This is a genomic window from Providencia sp. PROV003 (genome assembly GCF_045040775.1).
GTDB lineage: Bacteria > Pseudomonadota > Gammaproteobacteria > Enterobacterales > Enterobacteriaceae > Providencia > Providencia huashanensis.
Genome location: NZ_CP096369.1, coordinates 1255380 through 1276458, shown reverse-complemented (window position 1 = coordinate 1276458; position 21079 = coordinate 1255380). Strand labels below are relative to the sequence as shown.

Below are 21079 nucleotides of genomic sequence, written 5' to 3'. Positions count from 1 at the left end.
AATTTGCTAATCAAAATTTAATATCAATTAACCTCAAATTATTATACTTATAAAAGAGCTATAATTATGATTAAAAATAATGTTTCAAATAATAAAATATCCTTTAAGAATATACATCGCTATTCATGGGTTTCATTATTCATATGTTGGCTTATTTGGTTATTGAATGCTTATGATAGAGAAATGATTTTAAGGTTAGGTCCGGTTATTTCTCAAGAGTTTAATTTAAGCCCTGAAGAGTGGGGTAATATTGTTGCTATTATCATGATAGCTCTCGCTATTCTTGACATACCAGGTTCTGTATTAAGTGACCGATATGGCTCCGGTTGGAAACGAGCTCGTTTTCAAGTTCCTTTAGTTTTAGGTTATACCGCAATTTCATTTGTTTCAGGTTTTAAAGCAATTAGCCATAACTTAACCTATTTTATTCTATTGCGTTTTGGGGTTAATTTAGGTGCAGGCTGGGGTGAACCTGTTGGCGTCAGTAATACTGCTGAATGGTGGCCTAAAGAAAAAAGAGGGTTTGCTCTCGGTGTACACCATACGGGCTATCCTATTGGGGCTTTATTAAGTGGCGTTGTCGCAAGCTTTATTATTTCTGAATTTGGCGAAGCAAATTGGCGCTATAGTTTCTTTATTCCATTAATCGTCGCACTGCCTATTATGATTTTTTGGGCAAAATATTCTACCGCTGCAAGGATTTCAATATTATATCAACATATTGAAAAGTCAGGGATGACAAAACCTGCTGAGAATAGCAGTACTCAAGTTCAAAAAGGTGAAGGGTTAAAAATTTTCCTGAAAACACTAAAAAATAGAAATATTGCCTTAACCGCCGGGAATACCCTATTAACTCAAATCGTCTATATGGGGATAAGCATGGTATTACCTTCTTATCTATATCATGTTTCGGGGTTATCTTTAGCGGCTTCTGCGGGTTTGAGTATTATTTTTACATTGACGGGCGTGGTTGGGCAAATTGTTTGGCCATGGTTATCGGATATCTTAGGCAGAAAAAGAACATTGATCATCTGTGGTTTATGGATGAGTATCGGGATTGCTTTATTTTACTTCGCAACCTCAATGCCAAAAATCATCGCAATACAACTGTTTTTTGGCTTAGTCGCTAACGCTGTTTGGCCTATTTACTATGCCATGGCATCAGATAATGCAAATGACCAGTCCATATCCACAGCAAATGGTATTATTACCACATCAATGTTTATTGGCGGTGCGTTATCACCGTTATTAATGGGCTGGTTAATCAATTTAGGTGGGGGTTGGAATAGTTCTTTAGGCTATATTTATACCTTCTTTGCGATGGCTGCATGCGCATTATTAGGCGTTATATTACAACTCTTTACGACCCATGCACCATTAAATAACAACCATCAAACCCCAGTAGCAAGTTAACGCTTCATTTTTGACAATAGTAAGTATAGAACCACTTTGTATATAAGTGGTTTTGTACTTAAACGACATTAAGTTATTTCTTCAATCAGTTTTAACTATACGTGAAACGCTTTTTTAGTGGCGTCTAAATAAGGTGCCATTTTAATTTTATTCCCCCTCTTCTCTCACCCCCCATTCTTTCACCTTTTCTAACACGACCAGCTTAGTCTGCACTTTACTCTGCGTATGTCAGCTTGGGTTTCTTATATGAAACAAAACATCACCATAACCTAGACACACCCCACATTTTGAAACGATTATTTTACATAAAACCAACATTTGATTGACTAATAATCGTCCATACAATTAATCTGGTTTTAAATAATAAACAATGTTTTATATATGAAACAAAATGTTACCCACATTTAAAAGGAGAAAACAATGAGCTGGATTGCGGTATGTGATGTATCACAGGTTCAAGAAGAATTTCCTTTTTCCGCCAAAGTTGATAATGCCGAGATTGGGATCTTCTTGGTTGAGGACCAATATTACGCCTTGGAAGATGTTTGCCCGCATGCTTATGCCCTTTTAAGTCAAGGTTTTGTAGAAGATGGAAAAGTTGAATGCCCACTACATGAAGCCATTTTCGATATCAAAACCGGAAAATGTTTACGTGAACCAGGAGGTCGTGACTTAAAAACCTACCAAACGCGAGTTCACGAAAACCAAATCGAAATCAGTTTAATTGAGGAGTAGAAATGGAACCCATTCAGAATTTTAATCCTTATTTACCTGCAAATAACCAAATCATTCCTGCCCGTGAAGGGGGTAAAGGCAGTATTCAAGCACCGGGAAGTGCCCCCAATATTGTTTGGCAAACCCGTTCACGTATACCTGATGAATATGAGACCACTCTAATTTCGGCACTTGAGACTCTATTTGCAGCAGGCACTGAAACCCTTGATGAATTAGTTAGCGCATTAAACCAGCTGCAAATATATGACCGACAAGGTCACCTTTGGTCTTCCAGCAGTTTCCGAGAATTTCTTCTCGTCAATGGTTATTAACACCTTGGCATTACTCAGAAAATATAATTAAAACGCCTTTGATAAACGGAAGCAAATCATGACAACCAATACACAACTTCAAAACTCTCAAGAATATTTAGATGTTGGGTTACGTGGACAATGGTATCCCGTATTATCCAGTTGGGAAGTAAGCAGTAACCCTATTGGCATCACTCGGCTCGAAGAACAAATCGTTTTATGGCGAGATGATAAAGGCCAACTTCACGCACTTGAAGATAGATGCCCACATCGTGGCGCTCGATTATCAATGGGGTGGAACCTAGGTGAACGCATTGCTTGCTGGTACCACGGCGTCGAAGTCGGTGGCGACGGTGTCGTTAAAGATGTTCCAGCGGTCAGCCAATGTCCGCTTGAAGGGCAAAAATGCTTAAAGACCTATCCAGTTCAAGAAATTCATGGGGCTATTTTTCTCTACTTTGCTGTCATTGAAGGTGAAACCCCACCCGCTCTTGAGTTCCCTGAAGAATTAGCGGATGACGAAAATCACAGTCATTTCCTATGTACTGCCTCATGGAAATGCAATTACCAGTATGCGTTAGAAAACGTAATGGACCCCATGCACGGAACCTACCTCCATTCATCATCACATTCAATGGCTGAAGGAGACAAACAGTCAGAGATGATCCTTGAAGCGACAAAAAATGGTTTCATTTTCCGTAAAAATGACCAAATTGGCGTCAACTTCGATTGGGTCGAATTTGCGAGCACAGGCGCAAATTGGATGCGCTTATCCATTCCTTATCAAAAACGTTTTGGGCCGGGTGGGCATTTTTGGATTATCGGTATGGTCGTTCCTGAAGACCGTGATCATACTCGGGTCTTCTTCTGGCGCATCCGCAAAGTCAAAGATTGGCAACGTGATTTATGGCGCTTTATGTACCGCAATCGTCTAGAAGGGTTGCACTGGGATGTCTTAGAACAAGACCGCATTATTTTAGAAAACCTTGCGCCTAACGCACGTAATAAAGAATTCCTCTACCAACATGATGTGGGGCTATCGCGCCTACGCCGGATAATGCAGCGTGAAGCGAAAAAACAATTTGACCTAATAAACAGCAAGGTAGCTGAAAATGCGTGACTTATTAGTGGGCAAACGGATTGTTATCACTGGGGCAGCCAGAGGGCTTGGCTTTAGTTTTGCCCAAGCCGCAGCACAGCAAGGGGCTCATGTTGTCTTATGTGACATCCTAGAACAACGATTACAAGAAAGCGTTGAAACACTCCGTAACCAAGGCCTTGATGCACAAGGTGTTCAGCTTGACCTTGCTTCCCCTGATTCAATAGCGCATGCATTCGATATCATCGGTCAGCAAGGGGTTATTGATGGTTTGATCAATAACGCAGCTCTTGCAACAGGTGTAGGCGGCAAGTTACTGGATGAGTATGACATAGCACTGTGGGATAACGTCATGACCGTCAATGTCAGAGGAACATGGCTAGTCACAAAAGCGGCTTTGCCATTTTTAAAACTCAGTGGCCATGGAAAAATCGTCAATATTGCCTCCGATACTGCACTGTGGGGTGCACCAAAGCTAATGGCTTATGTCGCCAGTAAAGGGGCCATTATCAGTATGACTCGTTCAATGGCTCGCGAACTTGGTACTCACCGCATTTGTGTGAATGCTATTGCACCGGGGCTTACCAAAGTTGAAGCAACAGAATATGTCCCTGCTGAGCGCCACCAGCTTTATGAAAATGGCCGAGCACTACAAGGTGAACAAATCCCTGAAGACGTAACAGGCACCGCGTTGTATCTACTTTCAGCAATGGCTAATTTTGTCACAGGGCAATTAATTCCCGTTAATGGTGGCTTTGTTTTTAATTAACTAACCAAGTTGGCTAAGGGGTTAAGGCAATGAGTTCAACATGCAAATATTTAATACCGGGTTTGGAAAAAGGGTTACAACTTCTTCTTCTCCTCGCTCAGCAACATCGTGAGTTAACTTTTGCTGAAATCTTGCGCTTAGTCGATATGCCAAAGGCTACGGCATATCGGGCTATCCAAACATTGGTGCATTTGGATTTTCTCGTCCAACACCCACGCACAGGGGCCTTTTCTCTGGGGCGAAAAGTATTAAGCCTTGGTCTTGGTTATATTGCATCGTTAGATTTAACTCAATTAGGTCAACCCATTATCGAACAATTGAGAGACCGTAGCCAATGTAACAGCCATTTAGTTATCCGCGATGGCACAGATATTATTTATATCGCTCGGGTTAGTGGTGCCGAATCAAAAATTAACCACGTCAGTGTCGGAACACGTTTATCCGCGCATCGTACCTCACTTGGGCGCATGCTACTTAGTGGGCTGAACCGTGCGGAATTTGATGCACTCTACCCTCACGATGAGTTACCCGACAATGCAGGCAGTAAACACGAATTCTGGCAAATGATCCAAGCCGACAAATTGCGTGGCTACGTGATCGGCGAATCATTTTATCGTCGGGGGATTTCATCCATTGTTTACCCCGTCTACAACCAAGCTAATGGCGTAGAGGCGGTGATTAGCATCATGGTACCGATGAATAGTATTCCGGCACAGGAACGCCAGCGATTACAAAATGAAGTGAGTTATGCCGCGCAAAGATTGACTGAATTTATTGGTGGTATGAACCAAGCAAAAGCCGTTTAGCGTTAAGCAATTATCTACCCTACATTTTTAGGTTTATTGCCATAAGCCTCAGACTCCTTTTGCCCAAAAGGTGCCTTTGGCAATAACACCAATCTACAGAGGATTTTGCTATGTCAGTGATTGGAATAGAAAAATTAGAATTTGGTGTCGAAGACATCCCTAACTGCCAAAAATTTTTACATGATTTTGGCCTACAGGTTACCGCGGTCAACCCGTCATTATTTTCGACGCTCTCTGGGGCAAAAATACAACTTTTTGACCATCAAGACCCTACACTTCCCCCTGCTTTTGAAAAAGGCTCAACCCTGCGTCGAATAACTTGGGGGACGGAAAATGCCACTGAACTCAATAAAATCATCGAAAACATTCAGGGTTGTGATGGTTTCAAACTTACTGGAGATGGCGCCGAATGCCGTGACCCGAATGGTATGACAGTGGCTTTTACCGTCACTCAGCAACAGAGCGTCGAAATAGAAATCTCACCAATCAACCAATGGGGGGATATTCGCCGTATTGATCAACCTAGCCCTGTTTACGAAAAAGCAACGCCAATTAATGTGGGCCATGTGGTATTTTTTGTCGACGACTTACCGTCCACAGAAGCCTTTTATTGCCAAAAGCTGGGTTTTCAAGTCTCTGACCGTTATATCGACCGTGCTGTCTTTTTACGTGCTCAAGTTAATGGTTGTCATCACAATTTATTCCTACTCAAATTACCACACCGTGGCAGCGGCCTTAATCATGTTGCCTTTACCGTACGTGATATCCATGAAGTCATTGGCGGTGGCTTAGCAATGAACCGGCAGCAATGGAGCACCTTTATTGGTCCTGGTCGCCACCCGATTTCATCGGCTTATTTTTGGTACGTTAACAGCCCGACCGGTGGCGCCTTTGAATATTACACCAATGACGATTTCTTGACGGATAAATGGCAGCCTCGCGAACTGGAACATTCACTGGTTTCATTCACCGAGTGGGCGGTGGAAGGCGGTCTAGATTATGAAACCCGTCGTCAAGTCAAACCGGTAAAGGAGTAACCCTATGAATTCCTTAATCCAAGGTGGTATTGTCATTATTGGCGGTGGGCAAGCAGGTGGCTGGGCGGCAAAAACCTTACGAGATGAAGGTTACCAAGGCCAAATTTCTGTTATCAGCGATGAAGATCATGACTTTTATGAACGCCCACCGCTATCAAAGGCCGCACTCACACTAGAAAGCTTTGCGCTGTCGCGGTTATTTAGTGAAGAAGCCACCCAAGCCTTACATTTGCAATGGTTTCGCCCAGTGCGAGCCACTAAGATTGATACAAAAACAAAATATGTTCACCTCAATGATGGTCGTATTGTAACGTTTGAAAAACTGTTACTCGCCACAGGTGGACGCCCCCGTTACCTCTCCAATGATTGGCAAAAACACCCACAAGTTTTCGCATTACGCTCATGGAACGATGCACAACAACTACGCTCAGCACTCCTTGAGTCAAAGAAAATTGCCATCATTGGCGGCGGGTGGATTGGCTTGGAGGTCGCTGCCTCTGCACGTCAAATGGGAATAGATGTCACAATTTTTGAGCGTCAAAGCCGCCTATGCGAACGCAGCGTTCCACAAAATGTCTCTGAAGCATTGGCACAGCGCCATACCCGAGCTGGCGTACATATCATTACGGATTGTGGTGACATTAAGCTTGGGGAGTCAGTGACTCGCTTACAAATCACTTGCCAGAAGCAACCATGGCAAACATTCGACCTAGCCGTAATGGGGATTGGGGTTGAATTAAACCTTGAACTCGCCAAACAGGCTGGGCTTGATATCACCCATGGTATTGTTATCAATGACCAAGGGCAAACCTCACACCCTGATATTTACGCTGCTGGCGACGTGGCTTGTCATCCAACACTTTCTTTATGTCTGCAATCTTGGGCTTACGCACAAAACCAAGCCATCACGACGGCAAAAGCCATGTTAAACCCGCAATCAGAAGGGTTTGATGAGCCAGCTTGGCTATGGTCGGATCAATACCAAGATAATATTCAAATATTGGGCATACCAACTTCGCAAGCGCAACAACACATCCAGCGCTATACACCAAACTCAGAGGTCCATTTTTCCCTGAATGACACTAATGAATTGGTGCAAATGATTGCTTTCAATGATGCACGCGCTATCAAGCTAGGTAAGCGTTGGATGCAAAGTCACCGCAAACTGGATCCTTCTGAACTTGCTGATCCAACATTTTCACTGATGTCACTGAAATAGTGTACAGCAAGGAGAAATAACATGGCTAATCAAAGCATTACCTTACAAGCCAAGGAACATGACCAACAAGCCCAAGACATCCCTGAAAAAATTAATTGGTTAATCCCAATTGGCTTATTTTCCTGTGTATTGCTCGCTTTCTTCGACAAAATCAGTATTGCAGCTCTATTTTCAGATGAAAAGTTTCAGCAGGCACTTGGCATTGACTTTGATCCAACACGTTTAGGTCTGCTGATGAGCGCATTTTTATTTGCTTATGGCGTTTCCTCAATGTTACTTAGTGGAATTGGCGACCGATTCCACCCAACCAAAATGCTACTGTTTATGATTAGCAGTTGGTGCTTCTTAATGATTTTCATGGGGTTTACCCATCATTACGGCACGATGGTTTTTCTGAGGATCTTGCTCGGTATTGCTGAAGGCCCCCTACTAGCCATTGCTTACGCCATTGTACGCCGCACATTTCCACCTAAGATGCAGGCTCGCGCCACTATGATGTGGTTACTTGGAACTCCAATTGGAGCGGCTCTAGGCTTCCCTATCGCCCTATATCTTCTGAATAATTTTGGCTGGCAAAGTACCTTCTTTGTGATGGCGGCCTTTACCGTACCCGTTTGGTGGCTAGTCGTGATTGGTATCCGTCACCCTAACTTAGTAAATCGTCAGGCTCAAACCAAAAACTCAGCGGGTGAAAAACGATCAGTCGAACAGCTCGCGACCATACAAGCCCATAAAAAACGCTTATTCAAAAACAGCCATTTTTGGATTATCTGCCTGTTTAACATCGCTTTTCTTGTTTATCTTTGGGGGATGAATGGCTGGTTACCAAGCTATTTAATTAAAGGGAAATCAATCCACTTAGAGCATGCAGGGGTCTTATCCTCTCTCCCCTTTATCGCCATGTTGTTTGGCGAAGGAATAGGCGCATGGTTGTCTGACCGCTATGACCGTAGAGCTTTAGTGTGTTTTGTATCTCTCTTAGGTGCGGTATTGGGCTTAGCTGGAGTGCTATTCCTCACTGATACCTACAGCATCATCCTCATGATGGCATTTAGCATGTTTATGTGGGGAGCAGGAGCTCCCAATATCTTCGCTCTACTCGCTAAAGTCACACAAAAACAAGTCAGTGCATTGGCCGGTGGCATATTCAATGGCCTAGGAAACCTCGCTGGCGCGGCTGCACCTCTGCTGATGGGGGTGCTGATCACCGCCACTCACACTATGGATAGCGGGCTGTTATTTATCGTAATTATTGGTTTAGTCGGCAGCCTACTACTTCTGCCTCTACTGAAAAAATACTAATCACTCTGTGTAGGAGATAACGCTATGTCACAACCTCAAATCAAACCCCAAGATATCCCAATGGCACAATGGATAGAATCACGAATTGCTCGCCTTGAAGGCCGTAAATATGACTGGAACGCCTTGAAATTCCAAGCTGATTACGACCCTAAATATCGTCGTGCCCAAATGCGCTACATCGGTACTGGTGCAACAGGTGTTGCTAATGACGTGAATACCGTCCCCGCAGAGAACTTCACTTTCTCCACCATGGTATTACCCGCCAAATGTGAAGGCCCCTTACATTTACATCCTGATGTTGAAGAAGTGTTTTTCATGCTGAAGGGCACTATTACGCTATTTGTTCGTGATGGTGACGAAGAGTATGAAACGGTTCTCAAAGAACGTGACCTAATTTCTGTTCCAGCGGGGATTTACCGTGGTCTATTTAATCATGGAGAGGAAGAGGCATTAATGTGCGTGATGATTGGCACACAAAAGCCAGCAATCCCGACTTACCCAGAAGACCACCCGTTATCTAAAGTGAAACGTAACTAACCGGAGTTATCAGTGATGAATTTGCCAATCGAAAAACTTCCTGCACAACAACTGGCTGATTTTGGCCAATACCGCCTTAATTGGCGCTGTTCAGGTCATGGGCATGCCGTCGTTTTATTGCACGGGATCAGCTCTGGCTCGGCCTCATGGGTAAGCCAACTGGCTTCTTCATCACTGACCGACCACTATCGACTGTATAGCTGGGATGCTCCCGGCTATTCGGGCAGCTCAATGCTCAACACAGCGAAACCAACTGCTGTTGACTATGCTACAGCATTAAAAGCTTTTTTAGATAGCCTAAAAATACAACAGGTCGTTTTAGTCGGGCATTCACTCGGAGCCTTGATAGCTAGCGCTTTTGCCGCACAATATTCTCAGCAAGTAAAAGGGTTATTTTTAGCTAATCCAGCTCAAGGCTATGCCTCTAAAAGCCCTGAACAGCAAGCTTCCGTGTATCAACAACGGCAGATGATTGTAACTAATTCAGGGTTACAAGCCTATGCTGAAAACCGAGCCGCCGCCCTACTATCACCCAATGCAACCCCAGAAAAAATCGATTGGGTGAAACAAAATATGGAAAAACTTAATCCCCAAGGCTTTCTTGCGGCAGCATGGATGTTAGCCCATGACGATATTAGTTTGTATTTAAAGGGTTATAACGGGCCAATCGAAATACTGGCAGGCGCTGATGACACCATTACGCCACCACAACAAGTACAGCAGCTCGCGATACAACAAGAGTGCCCTTTTTGGTTGATTAAACAAGCGGGACATGCCAGTTACCTTGATACCCCCACACAGTTTAATCACCATTTGAAACAATTTTTAGAGACGGTATACAACCCAGTCGAATAAAGGAATCCTTATGAATTTACAGTTAAATAACCGTATTGCTGTCGTGACTGGAGGGAGCTCTGGTATTGGTTTTGCAACAGTCAAACTGTTACTCGACGAAGGTTGTAAAGTTGCTTTTTGTGGTCGAGATACTGAAAAACTACAACACGCTCTCAATACATTACGGTCTCTCTACCCTCAAGGGGAATTTATCGCACAGCGCTGTGATGTCCTCGATAAGGCACAAACAGAAAACTTCGCTCAACATGTTTATCAACACTATGGGCAAGTTGATCTTCTGATTAACAATGCGGGTCAAGGCTATGTTGCAAGCTATGCTGACACTCCTGAAGCCGCTTGGTTACATGAAGCACAATTAAAATTATTTGGTGTCATTAACCCAGTAAATGCTTTTTTACCTTTCTTAGAACAATCCAATATTGCGTCAATTACCTGTGTTAATTCGTTATTAGCGTTACAACCCGAGCCCCATATGGTCGCCACATCTGCTGCACGCGCTGCTCTGTTGAACATGACATTAAATTTATCGAAAACATTGCTACCCAAAGGGATACGCGTTAACTCAATTTTGCTCGGTATGGTCGAATCAGACCAATGGCGGCGTCGTTTCGAAAACCGGAGTGATAAAAGCTTGGATTGGCAGCAATGGATTGGCGATATCGCTAACAAGCGAGGGATCCCGATGCAACGTTTGGGGAAACCAGAAGAACCAGCCCGTGCCTTAGTTTTTTTAGCTTCACCGATGGCTTCGTTTACCTCCGGTGCCGCTTTAGATATTTCGGGTGGCTTTAGCCATCACATTTAAAGGGTTAATTATGAAAACATTAATGTTGATTGGTTATGGTGCAATGGCACAAGAAGTGATTGCTCGTTTACCTAGTGGAATAACCCTTCGCTGGGTTGTGGCTCGCCCTCATCACCATAACGCAATACAAGAACGCTTCAATGGCGCGGTGCTCCCTATTGATAGCCTTGATGACTTTAACGAACACCCCGATTTAGTGTTGGAGTGTGCTGGTCATCAAGCGGTACAGCAGTATGCGCCAACCATTTTACAAAGGGGCTGGACTCTTGCCATTATTTCCACTGGTGTACTGGCTGATGCCACTTTCGAAAACACACTAACCACATTAGCAAAGCGTCATCAAAGCCAACTAATTCCTCTCTCAGGCGCGGTTGCTGGGCTTGATGGTTTACGAGCAGCCAAAGAGGCGAACATTACCCACGTCATTTATCAGTCACGTAAAAGCCCTGCCAGTTGGCGCAATGGTGCTGCTGAGCGTTATATCGACTTATCGAGTGTCTCTGAAGCTACCGCCTTTTTTAGTGGTAGTGCGCGAGAAGCTGCCTTGAACTTCCCAGCCAATGCTAATGTTGCCGCTACCGTTGCACTGTATGGCATAGGTATGGATGCAACTCAGGTACAACTCATCGTTGATCCGGACACCACCAAAAATTCGCATCAAATTGATGTAAGAGGGGATTTCGGGCATTTTTCTATTGAGTTAAATGGCAACCCCCTACCTTCAAACCCAAAGACATCTATGCTTGCAGCCCTAAGTGCCGTTGAAATTTGCCGCCGTATTGCTGAGCAACAGGTAAGCTAATAGGAGCCTAATCATGAATAAAATGGATATTTTTGTGGGGGGAAAATGGCAACAAGGTCGTGGACCTGAAATGCAATCACGTTTTCCGGGTGATAACCATGTCGTTGCTACTCTCAACAGTGCCAGCCTTGAAGATGTCCAAGACGCCGTAAACGCGGCGGACAAAGCTTGGCGAGAACCTACCTGGCGCAATATGCCTGCGCATCAACGCGCGGCTATCTTATATAACGTCAGCGCATTGATTGATGAGCAGCGTGAAACCTTAACGCAATTACAAACTTTGGACAACGGGAAGCCGTGGGCTGAAGCGCGTGGTTTAGTCATGAGCGCAGCCGCCACCGCACGTTATTTTGCCGCCGTTTGTGAGGTTTCTGGAGGGGAGCTTCCACCTCGACGCCAACCAGACTTGATGACAATAAGCACTTACCAACCCATCGGAGTGATCGCCGCCATCACACCGTGGAACTCCCCCATTGCCAGCGATATGCAAAAAATTGCTCCGGCGCTTGCCGCAGGTAATGCGGTTATTTTAAAACCTGCGGAAGCCACGCCACTAATTTCATTAAAATTGGCAGAACTCTTTGAACAAGCAGGGTTACCAAGTGGCTTACTCAGCGTATTACCGGGAAAAGGCTCTATTGTGGGTGATGCATTGGTTCGCCACCCGTTAGTGCGAAAAATCTCTTTCACCGGGGGGACAAACACGGGTCGCCAACTGGCTCATATTGCGGCTGATAAACTGATCACGACCTCCCTCGAACTGGGTGGGAAATCCCCAACAATTGTGCTAGCAGATGCTGACCTAGACATTGCCGCTCATGGAGTCTGTTACGGTATTTTTAGTTCAATGGGACAAGCTTGTATCGCAGGTTCTCGCTTATTTGTTACCCGCGATATCTACCAACCTTTTATGGAAAAATTAACCCAATTAACCCAGAACTTGATTATTGGCGACCCAAGGCAAGAACGCATCCATGTGGGGCCTTTAATTTCAGCGGCTCACCGTGATAGCGTCAAAACCTACGTTGAACAAGCCGTCCAACAAGGCGGTCATATTCGCCTTGGCGGTACCGTTCCCACAGACCCCGCACTACAAAATGGCAATTATTTCTTACCGACCATTATTGAAGGCCTCAGTAATCAATCTAGTGTTTGCCAAGAAGAAATCTTCGGCCCCGTCTTAGTGGTGATCCCCTTTGATGATGAAGCCACATTGATCCAAGAAGCTAATGATTCCGTTTATGGGCTGGCTGCGGGGATTTGGACTCGCGACTATACTCGCGCCTTTAAACTGGCGGATGCCCTTGATGTAGGAACAGTTTGGGTCAATACCTACAAAGTTTTTTCCATCTCAACCCCATTTGGGGGCTTTAAAGAAAGTGGCATTGGCAGAGAAAAAGGCTTAGAAAGCCTAAAAGCCTATATGCAACAAAAAAGCCTTTTTTTGGCACTTAACCCACAACCAAACCGTTGGTGTGAATAGCTTATCCGTTAAAGGATTACGGCTGCATTTAGGAGAATACAATGTCTGAAATGATTACAGTTGGCGAAGCTATCGCCAGAACACTTGAACAATACCAAGTCACAACGGTTTACGGGGTTATTTCTATTCACAATTTACCTATTGCCGATGCGATTGGCCGTCGTGCTAAAATTGACTTTACCCCAAGCCGTGGAGAAGCCGGAGCAGTAACTATGGCCGATGCACACAGCCGTTTTAGTGGCTTAGGTGTCGCGCTAACGAGTACGGGGGCTGGAGCAGGAAATGCAGTGGGGTCAATGATTGAAGCTATGAATGCTTGTTCACCAATGCTCCACATTACTGGGCAGGTTGAAAAAGCCTATTTAGATATGGATGCAGGGTTTATTCATGAAACAGCGGATCAACTGGGTTTCTTGCGTTCAAGCTCTAAACAAGCATTCCGTGTACATACACCAGAACAAGCGGTGGCGACACTGCATAAAGCAATCCAAGTTGCGCAAACCGCCCCATGTGGCCCTGTTTCGATTGAAATCCCCATTGATATTCAAAGTGCTCAAGTGCCATTGTCCTTATTAAGTGCCCCGCTTTCTGTGCCAACTTTGCCCGCAATTTGCTCATCACAGATAGAAGCCATTTGGGACAAACTTCAGCATGCACAGCGCCCATTATTGTGGGTCGGTGGCGGTGCATTGCAGGCGGTAGAAGCCGTTAAACGCTTGGCTAATCAAGGTGTCGCCGTAATCAGCAGCACCCATGGAAGAGGTATTTTATCGGATGATCACCCGTTCAGCCTGCGTGCTTTTCATAATGCGGACTCAATTGATACATTAATGCGTGAATGTGATTTGACGCTGGTCGCGGGCTCCCGGTTACGCAGTAATGAGACTAAAACTTGGTCATTACCATTACCTCACCCCATCATCCAAATTGATATTAACCCGTTAGCGGCAAACCGCAATTACTTAGCCGACCTCAATATCACAGGGGATTGTAAAGGCCTGCTTAATGCGCTTGCCGATAAAATTGAGCAAGCTAACCGCCCAGTTTCTTCTGCATGGAAACAGCAAATACAACAAGCCGTTCAGTTGGCAGAACAGCAATTAAGGGCACAATGCGGGCCATACAGTGAACTCAGTGATGCTGTCGAGCAAGCCTTACCCGAACATGGTATTTTTGTGCGGGACATTACTGTATCAGGCAGCTTATGGGGCAGCCGTTTATTAAAAGCTACACAGCCGATGCACAATATTCATTCCTTAGCGGGTGCCATTGGCTTAGGCCTTGCGATGGCCATTGGTAGTGCGAAAGCCAACCCAAATACCGCAGTGATTGGCTTAGTTGGGGATGGCGGCTTGATGTTAGGGGTCGGTGAGCTTGCGACTATGGCTCAAGAACAACTACCGATTGTGTTGATAATCATGAATGACCAAGGTTATGGTGTCATGCGTGGTATTCAGGAAAAATATTTCTCAGGTCGCCAATATTATAATGAGTTATTAACACCATCATTTAGCCAACTAGCACAATCGATGGGGATCACCGCCCTAACGGTAGATAAACCCAGCGAATTCCAACCTATACTTCATCAAGCTGTTGCTTTAAAGCGGCCAGTTGTCGTTGAAGTATTAATGAATCATATCGGTAAAATGAATTTCTCGGGCCCCCCGCAGAAAAAACTATTTTAACCTCTAACTTCTTATCGAGCGCGGCACTCCGTCGCGCTTTACAAATCCATTAAACAAAAAACTCTCCTATGTCTGATACAAATTACTTTCCTAGCTGATTCACCACATTTTGCTCAATATGGCAAAAAATCCGCTCCTGACAACAGGTTAGTATTTGTTAGGTTATTATGTATTTTACATTGAGAGTGGATAGTGGAAATTATATTTAAATAGAAGTTAGGGCATCACCATTTTTTTCCTTATAATACAAAGCATCGTTTCTAAATTTTATTGTTCTATTCACGAATTAACCCAATAATGATTTGCCCGCTCAAAAAAGCAAACAACCTTGAGAAAGACTGGCTGTAATATTCTTATAGTTTAAACTAGGCTTTTCCAAATGATGCCAGGAGACAATAATGAGTAAAGAGCAAGTAAACAGCAGCTTGTTCAATGATGATCCTGTATTACACGCAACATGGCTATATTATCAGGAAGGCAAAAGCCAGACTGAAGTCGCTGCCCTAATGGGCCTTTCGCGTGTCACCGTCGTCAAATATCTACAAACTGCTAGAGAAAATGGTTTAGTTCAGATCAATTTAGATACCAATGTCTTTGGCTCAATTGATGCCGCTTTACGTATTCGTGATAAATTTGGTTTGTATCGAGTTATCATTGTGCCTGATGGCGAGCATGCCGGAAAACGAACAGACTCAAAATTGATGCGTTCCAGACTTTCCCGTGCTGGAGGGATGTATTTAAACCAAGTTATCGAGAACAATGACGTTCTTGGGGTTGCTTGGGGAAGAACCATCCATGAGATGAGCAAAACGATGACACCAAATTCATGTAAAAATGTCACCGTGATCCAGATGCTAGGTTCCATGCCTTCTCAGCCAGACCTGACAATCCTCGAATCGTCGTCACAAATAGCGTTTAAACTGTCAGGGAAAGTGGCTTCTCTTCATGTCCCAGCGGTTGTCTCCAGTGCAAGGTTAGCCATGGAATTACAAGCTGAACCCATCATTCGTGCTAATTTTGAAGTATTAACTCACTGCACAAAAGCCTTCTTTGTTGTAGGAAGCGCACTGGATGAAAACCCGTTAATTCAAGTCGGTGTCCTAAGCAAAAAAGAAATGCAAAACTACCGAGATGCAGGGGCCGTCGGCGTCATTTGTGGCCGGTTCTACGACAAAAATGGAGTACCTGTTATTGCTGAAGTTGACCAACGGATACTAGGAATAAGCCTTGCCCAATTAAGGCAAATTGAGCGTAAAATATTTCTGGCTGGGGGCGAGAACGGCTATGCTGCAACCTTAGGGGCATTACTCGGCGGCTATGTCACAGACCTTATTGTTGATGAAGGAACAGCTGAGTTTTTATTATCCTGCGAGCTGCCCAACGTTGATTCATCCCCATCCTAAAGAGCAAGGTGCCGCACTTTTTACGGCCCACCTAATAAAAAAGAATATTTACCCCACTATAGACATAATGGGGCAAAATATTTACTGATTTGCCGCTATGATAAGGACAATACCGGCGATATACAGCAAAAACATAGCTAAGAGTAACTTATTCGTGCCAGCTGGTGCGCTGGCGAATTCACGCCAAACAAATACCCCCCAAATCACGGCAATCATAGTAGCTCCTTGCCCTAATCCATAGGATATTGCATACCCTGCTTGCCCTGATGCGATTAGGCTCAGTCCTAAACCAATACACCAGATGATTCCGCCCAACCAACCACAGAGATGGTCCCTTAAGCTACCAGAGAAATACATTTTCCCTTTAACTGGTTCCCCTACGATTGGTTTTTTCATTACCAGTGTATTAAGGACAAAGTTAGATAAAAACAAACCTAAAGCAAATAATACAAGTGCAGAATAAGGTGTCATCAACCCCGCTTCTGGTTCACTTAAATTACCTGATATCGATTGAGCGAGGAAACGGAAAAATGACCCCATAATGATACCGGCAAAAATAGCAGTTATCAGGCCTTTATTACGGCGACTTTTATCCGATGATTGAGTAACACGGCTGTAAGTAATCGCAGTTAGGATGATTGCGGCGACTACACAAGCAACCCCTAAGAACAAAATAGTTGGGTCCCCCTGAGGGCTACCAATATAAGTTGTGATAACACCGAGAACTAATGCAAGCCCAACACCGACAGGGAATGCAACAGCCATACCAGCTAAACTAATTGAAGCAACAAGAAGAATATTTGAAACATTAAAAATCATACCTGCCAATATAGGAAGAAAGATAATATTGATATCCGCCTGCTGAATATCAGAAATAAAACTACGGCCTTCTTCACCAATTGACCCGAGAGTAAAAGCAAATAATAGAGAACAGAATAAAACACCGAGAGAATAGTCCCAATAAAAGAGAGGGAACTCCCATTTCTTATTACTGACTAGTTTTGTTGTGTTAGCCCATGACCCCCAACAAATCATCGTGATAAAACACATAATTATTGCTATAGGATATGATTCCACGATAAACATGAATAACTCCTTGGGATAATTATAATTAATCGTTATAGGTAGAGGTTGGCAGCCATTTTATAAAATGGCTGCTATCGATGAGAACAAGTTGAATTTAAGCGTCAGTTTTTAAACCGTACGTTTTAAATTTACCGATGACTATTGTCATTTCTTCTTTAGATAAAGTGGGAACTTTGCTGTGTAGTCCGCCTATTTTGATGTAGAGATCTGCTAGAGTTTCTGTTTCTCCAGCAAGCCACAACGCTTTTTCCAGTGTTGTTTCCATCGCTATCATGCCGTGGTGTTGCATCAAAAGTGATTTGCTAGATTTAATTCCCTCAAACACACTGTTTGCAAGCTCAGCACTACCAAATGTATGGTATGGAATACAAGGAATATGGTCCGTCCCTGTCACCGCTATCATATAATGAATTGCGGGGATCGCATGGTTCATTATGGATACCGCGGTACAGTTCACCGCATGTGTATGAATAACCGCATTTAATTCAGGTCTGGCTTGGTAGCAAGCCAGATGAAAGAGCCATTCACTTGATGGTGTTTTTCCAGACTCTGATACCCCCTGACCATCAACAAAAACAATCATATCGGGTGTCATTTTCGAATAAGGTATACCACTTGGTGTAATGAGCATTCCATCAAGATACCTCACGCTGACATTACCCGACGTCCCTTGATTCAACCCAGAAGCATTCATTTCCTGGCAAGTGACGATAATATCTGCCGCTAATTTGAGTCTTTCCATCTTAGTTCCTTAGAAAGCGTGCATATACCCCATGCACACTCAATTAAATAACCGAATTTTTTAGGTCGGCGAACATGTTGGTTAATGCAGGTTCATTCGCTGCACAAACACCACGCTCCGTGATCAATCCAGTAATATATTTAGCAGGCGTGACATCAAAGGCGTAATTACCACATGTGGTGCCTGCCGGCGCAGTATTAACCCAACTTAGTTCACCCTCGGGGTTGATCCCATATACATGTGACTGTTCAGCACCATTGCGTTGCTCTATGGGGATTGTTTTCCCATCCTTAAGCGTCCAGTCGATAGTTGGAGATGGGAGCGCAACATAAAATGGAATTTGATTATCATAAGCCGCCAGCGCTTTTAGATATGTTCCAATTTTATTACAGACATCCCCCTGCGTTGTGGTTCGGTCAGTACCAACAATGCATAGGTCCACTTCGCCATGCTGCATCAGGTGACCACCGGCATTATCAGCAATTAATGTGTGAGGAACTCCGTGTGAACCCAATTCAAATGCAGTAAGGCCACCTTGATTACGCGGGCGAGTTTCATCTACCCAAACGTGAATACGAATCCCTTCTTCATGAGCCTTATAAATTGGCGAAAGTGCGGTCCCCCAATCGACCGTGGCAAGCCAGCCTGCATTACAGTGAGTCAATATATTTACGACACTGCCTGCCGGTTTTTTACTCGCGATTTCCCGAATAATTTCTACGCCATGGAGCCCAATTTGCTCACACAACTCGACATCTTCATCGGCCAGTTTTCCGGCAAGCTCCCAAGCAATGTCCCTACGCGTCTGTTCAGGAGCATCCTTCAAGCTTTCCATCATTCTATCGAGTGCCCACTTTAAATTGATAGCAGTAGGTCGGGTCTTGATTAACAAGTCATAACTTGATTGTAGATTTTTATCACTCGGGTCCTGTTGCATACCTAGTGCCATTCCGTAAGCAGCAACAACCCCAATCAAAGGCGCCCCACGCACCCACATTTCTTGAATAGCAGTTGCTACTTTTTGTGCGGAATCGAGCGTGAGTACTTCAAATTTAAAAGGCAGTTTAGTTTGGTCGATAATTTCTACTGATTTTCCATCTTTAGAAACCCAAACTGTACGATAGTGTTTCCCTTCAATATTCATGAATTCCTCTTACTGTTTTTTAGCTAATTGAATAACTGAAGCCATCTCTTTATAAAGACTGGCATTGACAATAAGCTCGCGAGCCATGGTAAGTGCGCGTTTTTCGCATTCAGCACGAAGAGCAATGTCTTTAATTTGTTTAAACTCTGCCACCCCTGCGAACCCAATTATGCGGCGGTTCATTTCCATTCCCGCATTGACTAAGGAATCTTCAAGTAGTGTGGCAAAGAATTGGTTTTGGGCTTCCTGTAAAGCTTGGCGGCCGAGTTCATGTTGATAGAGTTCTGAAGGCCACGCGTCCCCTTGTGTTTTTGTATTCCATAATTGGCGGAATTCTCGAACAAAAACAGACCAAGTTGAATCGACTTGGTCAAGTAACCAGTTTTGATATTCAACACGACTTGATGGATTTTCATCCCATGCTGGTCTAGAAAAGAAAGCCATCAGTAAATTGCCAATATAGTTACCAATATCAAACGCCATTGGTCCCATAAATCCAAATTCAGGGTCGATAACTTTTGTATCACTCTCGGTGACCATTACTGAGCCTAAATGCAAGTCACCATGTAACAATGATTGTGCTTCAGTCATAAATTTATATTTATAACGCATGGCAACTTGGATCATTTCTTTATCTTGCCACATCTTTTCTACTGCTTGGTCTAGCTCAGGGGATAGCCAATTATTACGTTCGGCATTGAAATATGGCTCAGTGAAGATCAGATCTTCAGTAATTTTACAAAGCTCATGATTCAGAGAGAATTGAGCGGTCAGCGCTTTTTTCTGATCGGCTTTCATACCGATATCTGAGGTATAAAAAAGAGTTTTGGCAATAAATGTCCCAATATCTTCAGCAAGTTTTGGGAATTTTTTACCTGCCATCACTTCTTTACGCAGGATGATATGAGGTGAAAGGTACTCCATCGCAAACAGTGCCATTTCTTGGTCATAAAAATAGACTTCAGGAACTAATTCATGGCCTGCACAGCGAGCTTCTTGAGATAAAATATTGTATTCAAAACCTGCTCGAGTCAGGGACAATGGCCAGCTTTCCCCTCCAGCCCTGACCCATGGTAGTGCCTGTTTTACCACAATTGTTTTTTGTGTCCCTTCAACAAGAAACACCATATTCAAATTACCATCACCAACTTCATTTACTTTCCATTGATTAGGCTCTCCACCTAACTCGCATGACGAAGTCAGTTTGGAAGCTAAATAAATTGGTAGTGTTTCACACGTCAGCGGCTTGTAGCCTGCTGGAATTGAGTCCAACATAACAAATCCCCTTACTGTTGTTTAATCGCCTTATACTTTACATATGCAAAGTATACATTATCAATTGTAAAAGTTAATGTGATCTATGTTCACTTTCTGAAAGCCAATAAATTGAGAAACAGGTAAGATTTAGCCTAAAGACGATAAAAACCACCCTGAGCATGATTATCTTATGTTTTATATACAGTTCATTTGTATAGTTATATAGAGGATAATCCTCACTGCTACAGTGGTTAAATTTTCTCAGTATTGAGCGCTAAATATTTCTTATCTAATTTACGAACGCTTCATTTTTAAGGATAAAACTGAATGTGATTTTAAGGCGGGGTGGTCATGGCTAGGTATATATAGGTTATTAGAGTAAAAAGAGGGGCTTTTAGCTATATTCATTCAGAGTATTTGCTATTTAAATACTCTATTTTTAGTCATTATTTTTATACCCACAAATCTCCCCATATTGAAAATTCATTAGCTACATAAATACACACCAAAATAAATGATTAAGTACTGATATACATCATCCTCCCTAATGAGGGATTTCACATTCCCCCCTCATCAGGAGGGGATCGTAGGTATATTTAGGTAGGGCTGG

20 protein-coding genes are annotated in these 21079 nt (G+C 43.6%); 16 read left to right on the top strand and 4 right to left on the bottom strand.

Annotated features, from left to right (window positions below):
* The first annotated feature begins 66 nt into the window (after positions 1 to 66).
* From M1F14_RS05870 to M1F14_RS05795, 16 genes are all read left to right on the top strand, one after another.
* The gene (locus M1F14_RS05870) at positions 67 to 1413 is read left to right on the top strand and encodes an MFS transporter (RefSeq protein ID WP_048605950.1); all 1347 of its coding nucleotides are present in this window, start codon (positions 67 to 69) and stop codon (positions 1411 to 1413) included.
* A gap of 420 nt (positions 1414 to 1833) precedes the next feature.
* Positions 1834 to 2148 (top strand): non-heme iron oxygenase ferredoxin subunit, encoded by a 315-nt coding sequence (locus M1F14_RS05865; RefSeq protein WP_042845618.1) that lies wholly within the window; start codon positions 1834 to 1836, stop codon positions 2146 to 2148.
* Between the two features lie 2 nt (positions 2149 to 2150).
* Positions 2151 to 2459, top strand: coding sequence for a recombinase-like helix-turn-helix domain-containing protein (locus M1F14_RS05860; RefSeq protein WP_042845619.1), 309 nt, complete (start codon positions 2151 to 2153; stop codon positions 2457 to 2459).
* 58 nt (positions 2460 to 2517) lie between these two features.
* Positions 2518 to 3558 carry an aromatic ring-hydroxylating dioxygenase subunit alpha gene (locus M1F14_RS05855; RefSeq protein ID WP_042845620.1) on the top strand — a complete coding sequence of 347 codons (1041 nt, stop codon included), beginning with the start codon at positions 2518 to 2520 and terminating at the stop codon, positions 3556 to 3558.
* A complete protein-coding gene (locus M1F14_RS05850) occupies positions 3551 to 4306 on the top strand; it encodes an SDR family oxidoreductase (RefSeq protein ID WP_181468786.1) in 756 nt (251 codons plus the stop codon). The genes M1F14_RS05855 and M1F14_RS05850 overlap by 8 nt, the downstream gene beginning before the upstream one ends.
* A 29-nt stretch (positions 4307 to 4335) precedes the next feature.
* The gene (locus tag M1F14_RS05845; protein ID WP_042845622.1) at positions 4336 to 5112 is read left to right on the top strand and encodes an IclR family transcriptional regulator; all 777 of its coding nucleotides are present in this window, start codon (positions 4336 to 4338) and stop codon (positions 5110 to 5112) included.
* 110 nt (positions 5113 to 5222) lie between these two features.
* Positions 5223 to 6149, top strand: coding sequence for a VOC family protein (locus tag M1F14_RS05840; protein ID WP_042845623.1), 927 nt, complete (start codon positions 5223 to 5225; stop codon positions 6147 to 6149).
* Between the two features lie 4 nt (positions 6150 to 6153).
* Complete coding sequence (locus M1F14_RS05835; protein WP_042845624.1) at positions 6154 to 7368, top strand: NAD(P)/FAD-dependent oxidoreductase; 1215 nt, start codon at positions 6154 to 6156, stop codon at positions 7366 to 7368.
* 21 nt (positions 7369 to 7389) lie between these two features.
* Complete coding sequence (locus M1F14_RS05830) at positions 7390 to 8670, top strand: MFS transporter (protein ID WP_042845625.1); 1281 nt, start codon at positions 7390 to 7392, stop codon at positions 8668 to 8670.
* Between the two features lie 24 nt (positions 8671 to 8694).
* The gene (locus tag M1F14_RS05825; protein ID WP_042845626.1) at positions 8695 to 9207 is read left to right on the top strand and encodes a cupin domain-containing protein; all 513 of its coding nucleotides are present in this window, start codon (positions 8695 to 8697) and stop codon (positions 9205 to 9207) included.
* 15 nt (positions 9208 to 9222) lie between these two features.
* The gene (locus M1F14_RS05820; RefSeq protein WP_042845627.1) at positions 9223 to 10062 is read left to right on the top strand and encodes an alpha/beta fold hydrolase; all 840 of its coding nucleotides are present in this window, start codon (positions 9223 to 9225) and stop codon (positions 10060 to 10062) included.
* Between the two features lie 10 nt (positions 10063 to 10072).
* Positions 10073 to 10867: an SDR family oxidoreductase gene (locus tag M1F14_RS05815; protein ID WP_042845628.1), complete on the top strand. Its 795-nt coding sequence runs from the start codon at positions 10073 to 10075 to the stop codon at positions 10865 to 10867.
* A 10-nt stretch (positions 10868 to 10877) separates the two neighbouring features.
* Entirely contained in the window at positions 10878 to 11669 is a 792-nt protein-coding gene (locus M1F14_RS05810) for an aspartate dehydrogenase (RefSeq protein WP_181468787.1), read from the top strand.
* 13 nt (positions 11670 to 11682) lie between these two features.
* Positions 11683 to 13152 carry an aldehyde dehydrogenase gene (locus tag M1F14_RS05805; RefSeq protein WP_181468788.1) on the top strand — a complete coding sequence of 490 codons (1470 nt, stop codon included), beginning with the start codon at positions 11683 to 11685 and terminating at the stop codon, positions 13150 to 13152.
* 41 nt (positions 13153 to 13193) lie between these two features.
* Positions 13194 to 14837, top strand: coding sequence for a thiamine pyrophosphate-binding protein (locus M1F14_RS05800; protein ID WP_042845633.1), 1644 nt, complete (start codon positions 13194 to 13196; stop codon positions 14835 to 14837).
* A gap of 398 nt (positions 14838 to 15235) precedes the next feature.
* Positions 15236 to 16240: a sugar-binding transcriptional regulator gene (locus M1F14_RS05795; RefSeq protein ID WP_042845634.1), complete on the top strand. Its 1005-nt coding sequence runs from the start codon at positions 15236 to 15238 to the stop codon at positions 16238 to 16240.
* Positions 16241 to 16321: 81 nt separating this feature from the next.
* Here M1F14_RS05795 and M1F14_RS05790 read toward each other — a convergent pair whose 3' ends face one another.
* The 4 genes from M1F14_RS05790 to mtnK form a co-directional block, all read right to left on the bottom strand.
* A complete protein-coding gene (locus tag M1F14_RS05790; protein ID WP_042845635.1) occupies positions 16322 to 17326 on the bottom strand; it encodes a multidrug DMT transporter permease in 1005 nt (334 codons plus the stop codon).
* A gap of 94 nt (positions 17327 to 17420) precedes the next feature.
* A complete protein-coding gene (locus M1F14_RS05785) occupies positions 17421 to 18068 on the bottom strand; it encodes an L-fuculose-phosphate aldolase (protein ID WP_042845637.1) in 648 nt (215 codons plus the stop codon).
* 43 nt (positions 18069 to 18111) lie between these two features.
* Positions 18112 to 19212, bottom strand: coding sequence for an S-methyl-5-thioribose-1-phosphate isomerase (mtnA, locus tag M1F14_RS05780; protein WP_048605932.1), 1101 nt, complete (start codon positions 19210 to 19212; stop codon positions 18112 to 18114).
* 9 nt (positions 19213 to 19221) lie between these two features.
* Complete coding sequence (mtnK, locus tag M1F14_RS05775) at positions 19222 to 20487, bottom strand: S-methyl-5-thioribose kinase (protein ID WP_071548658.1); 1266 nt, start codon at positions 20485 to 20487, stop codon at positions 19222 to 19224.
* Between the last annotated feature and the right edge of the window lie 592 nt (positions 20488 to 21079).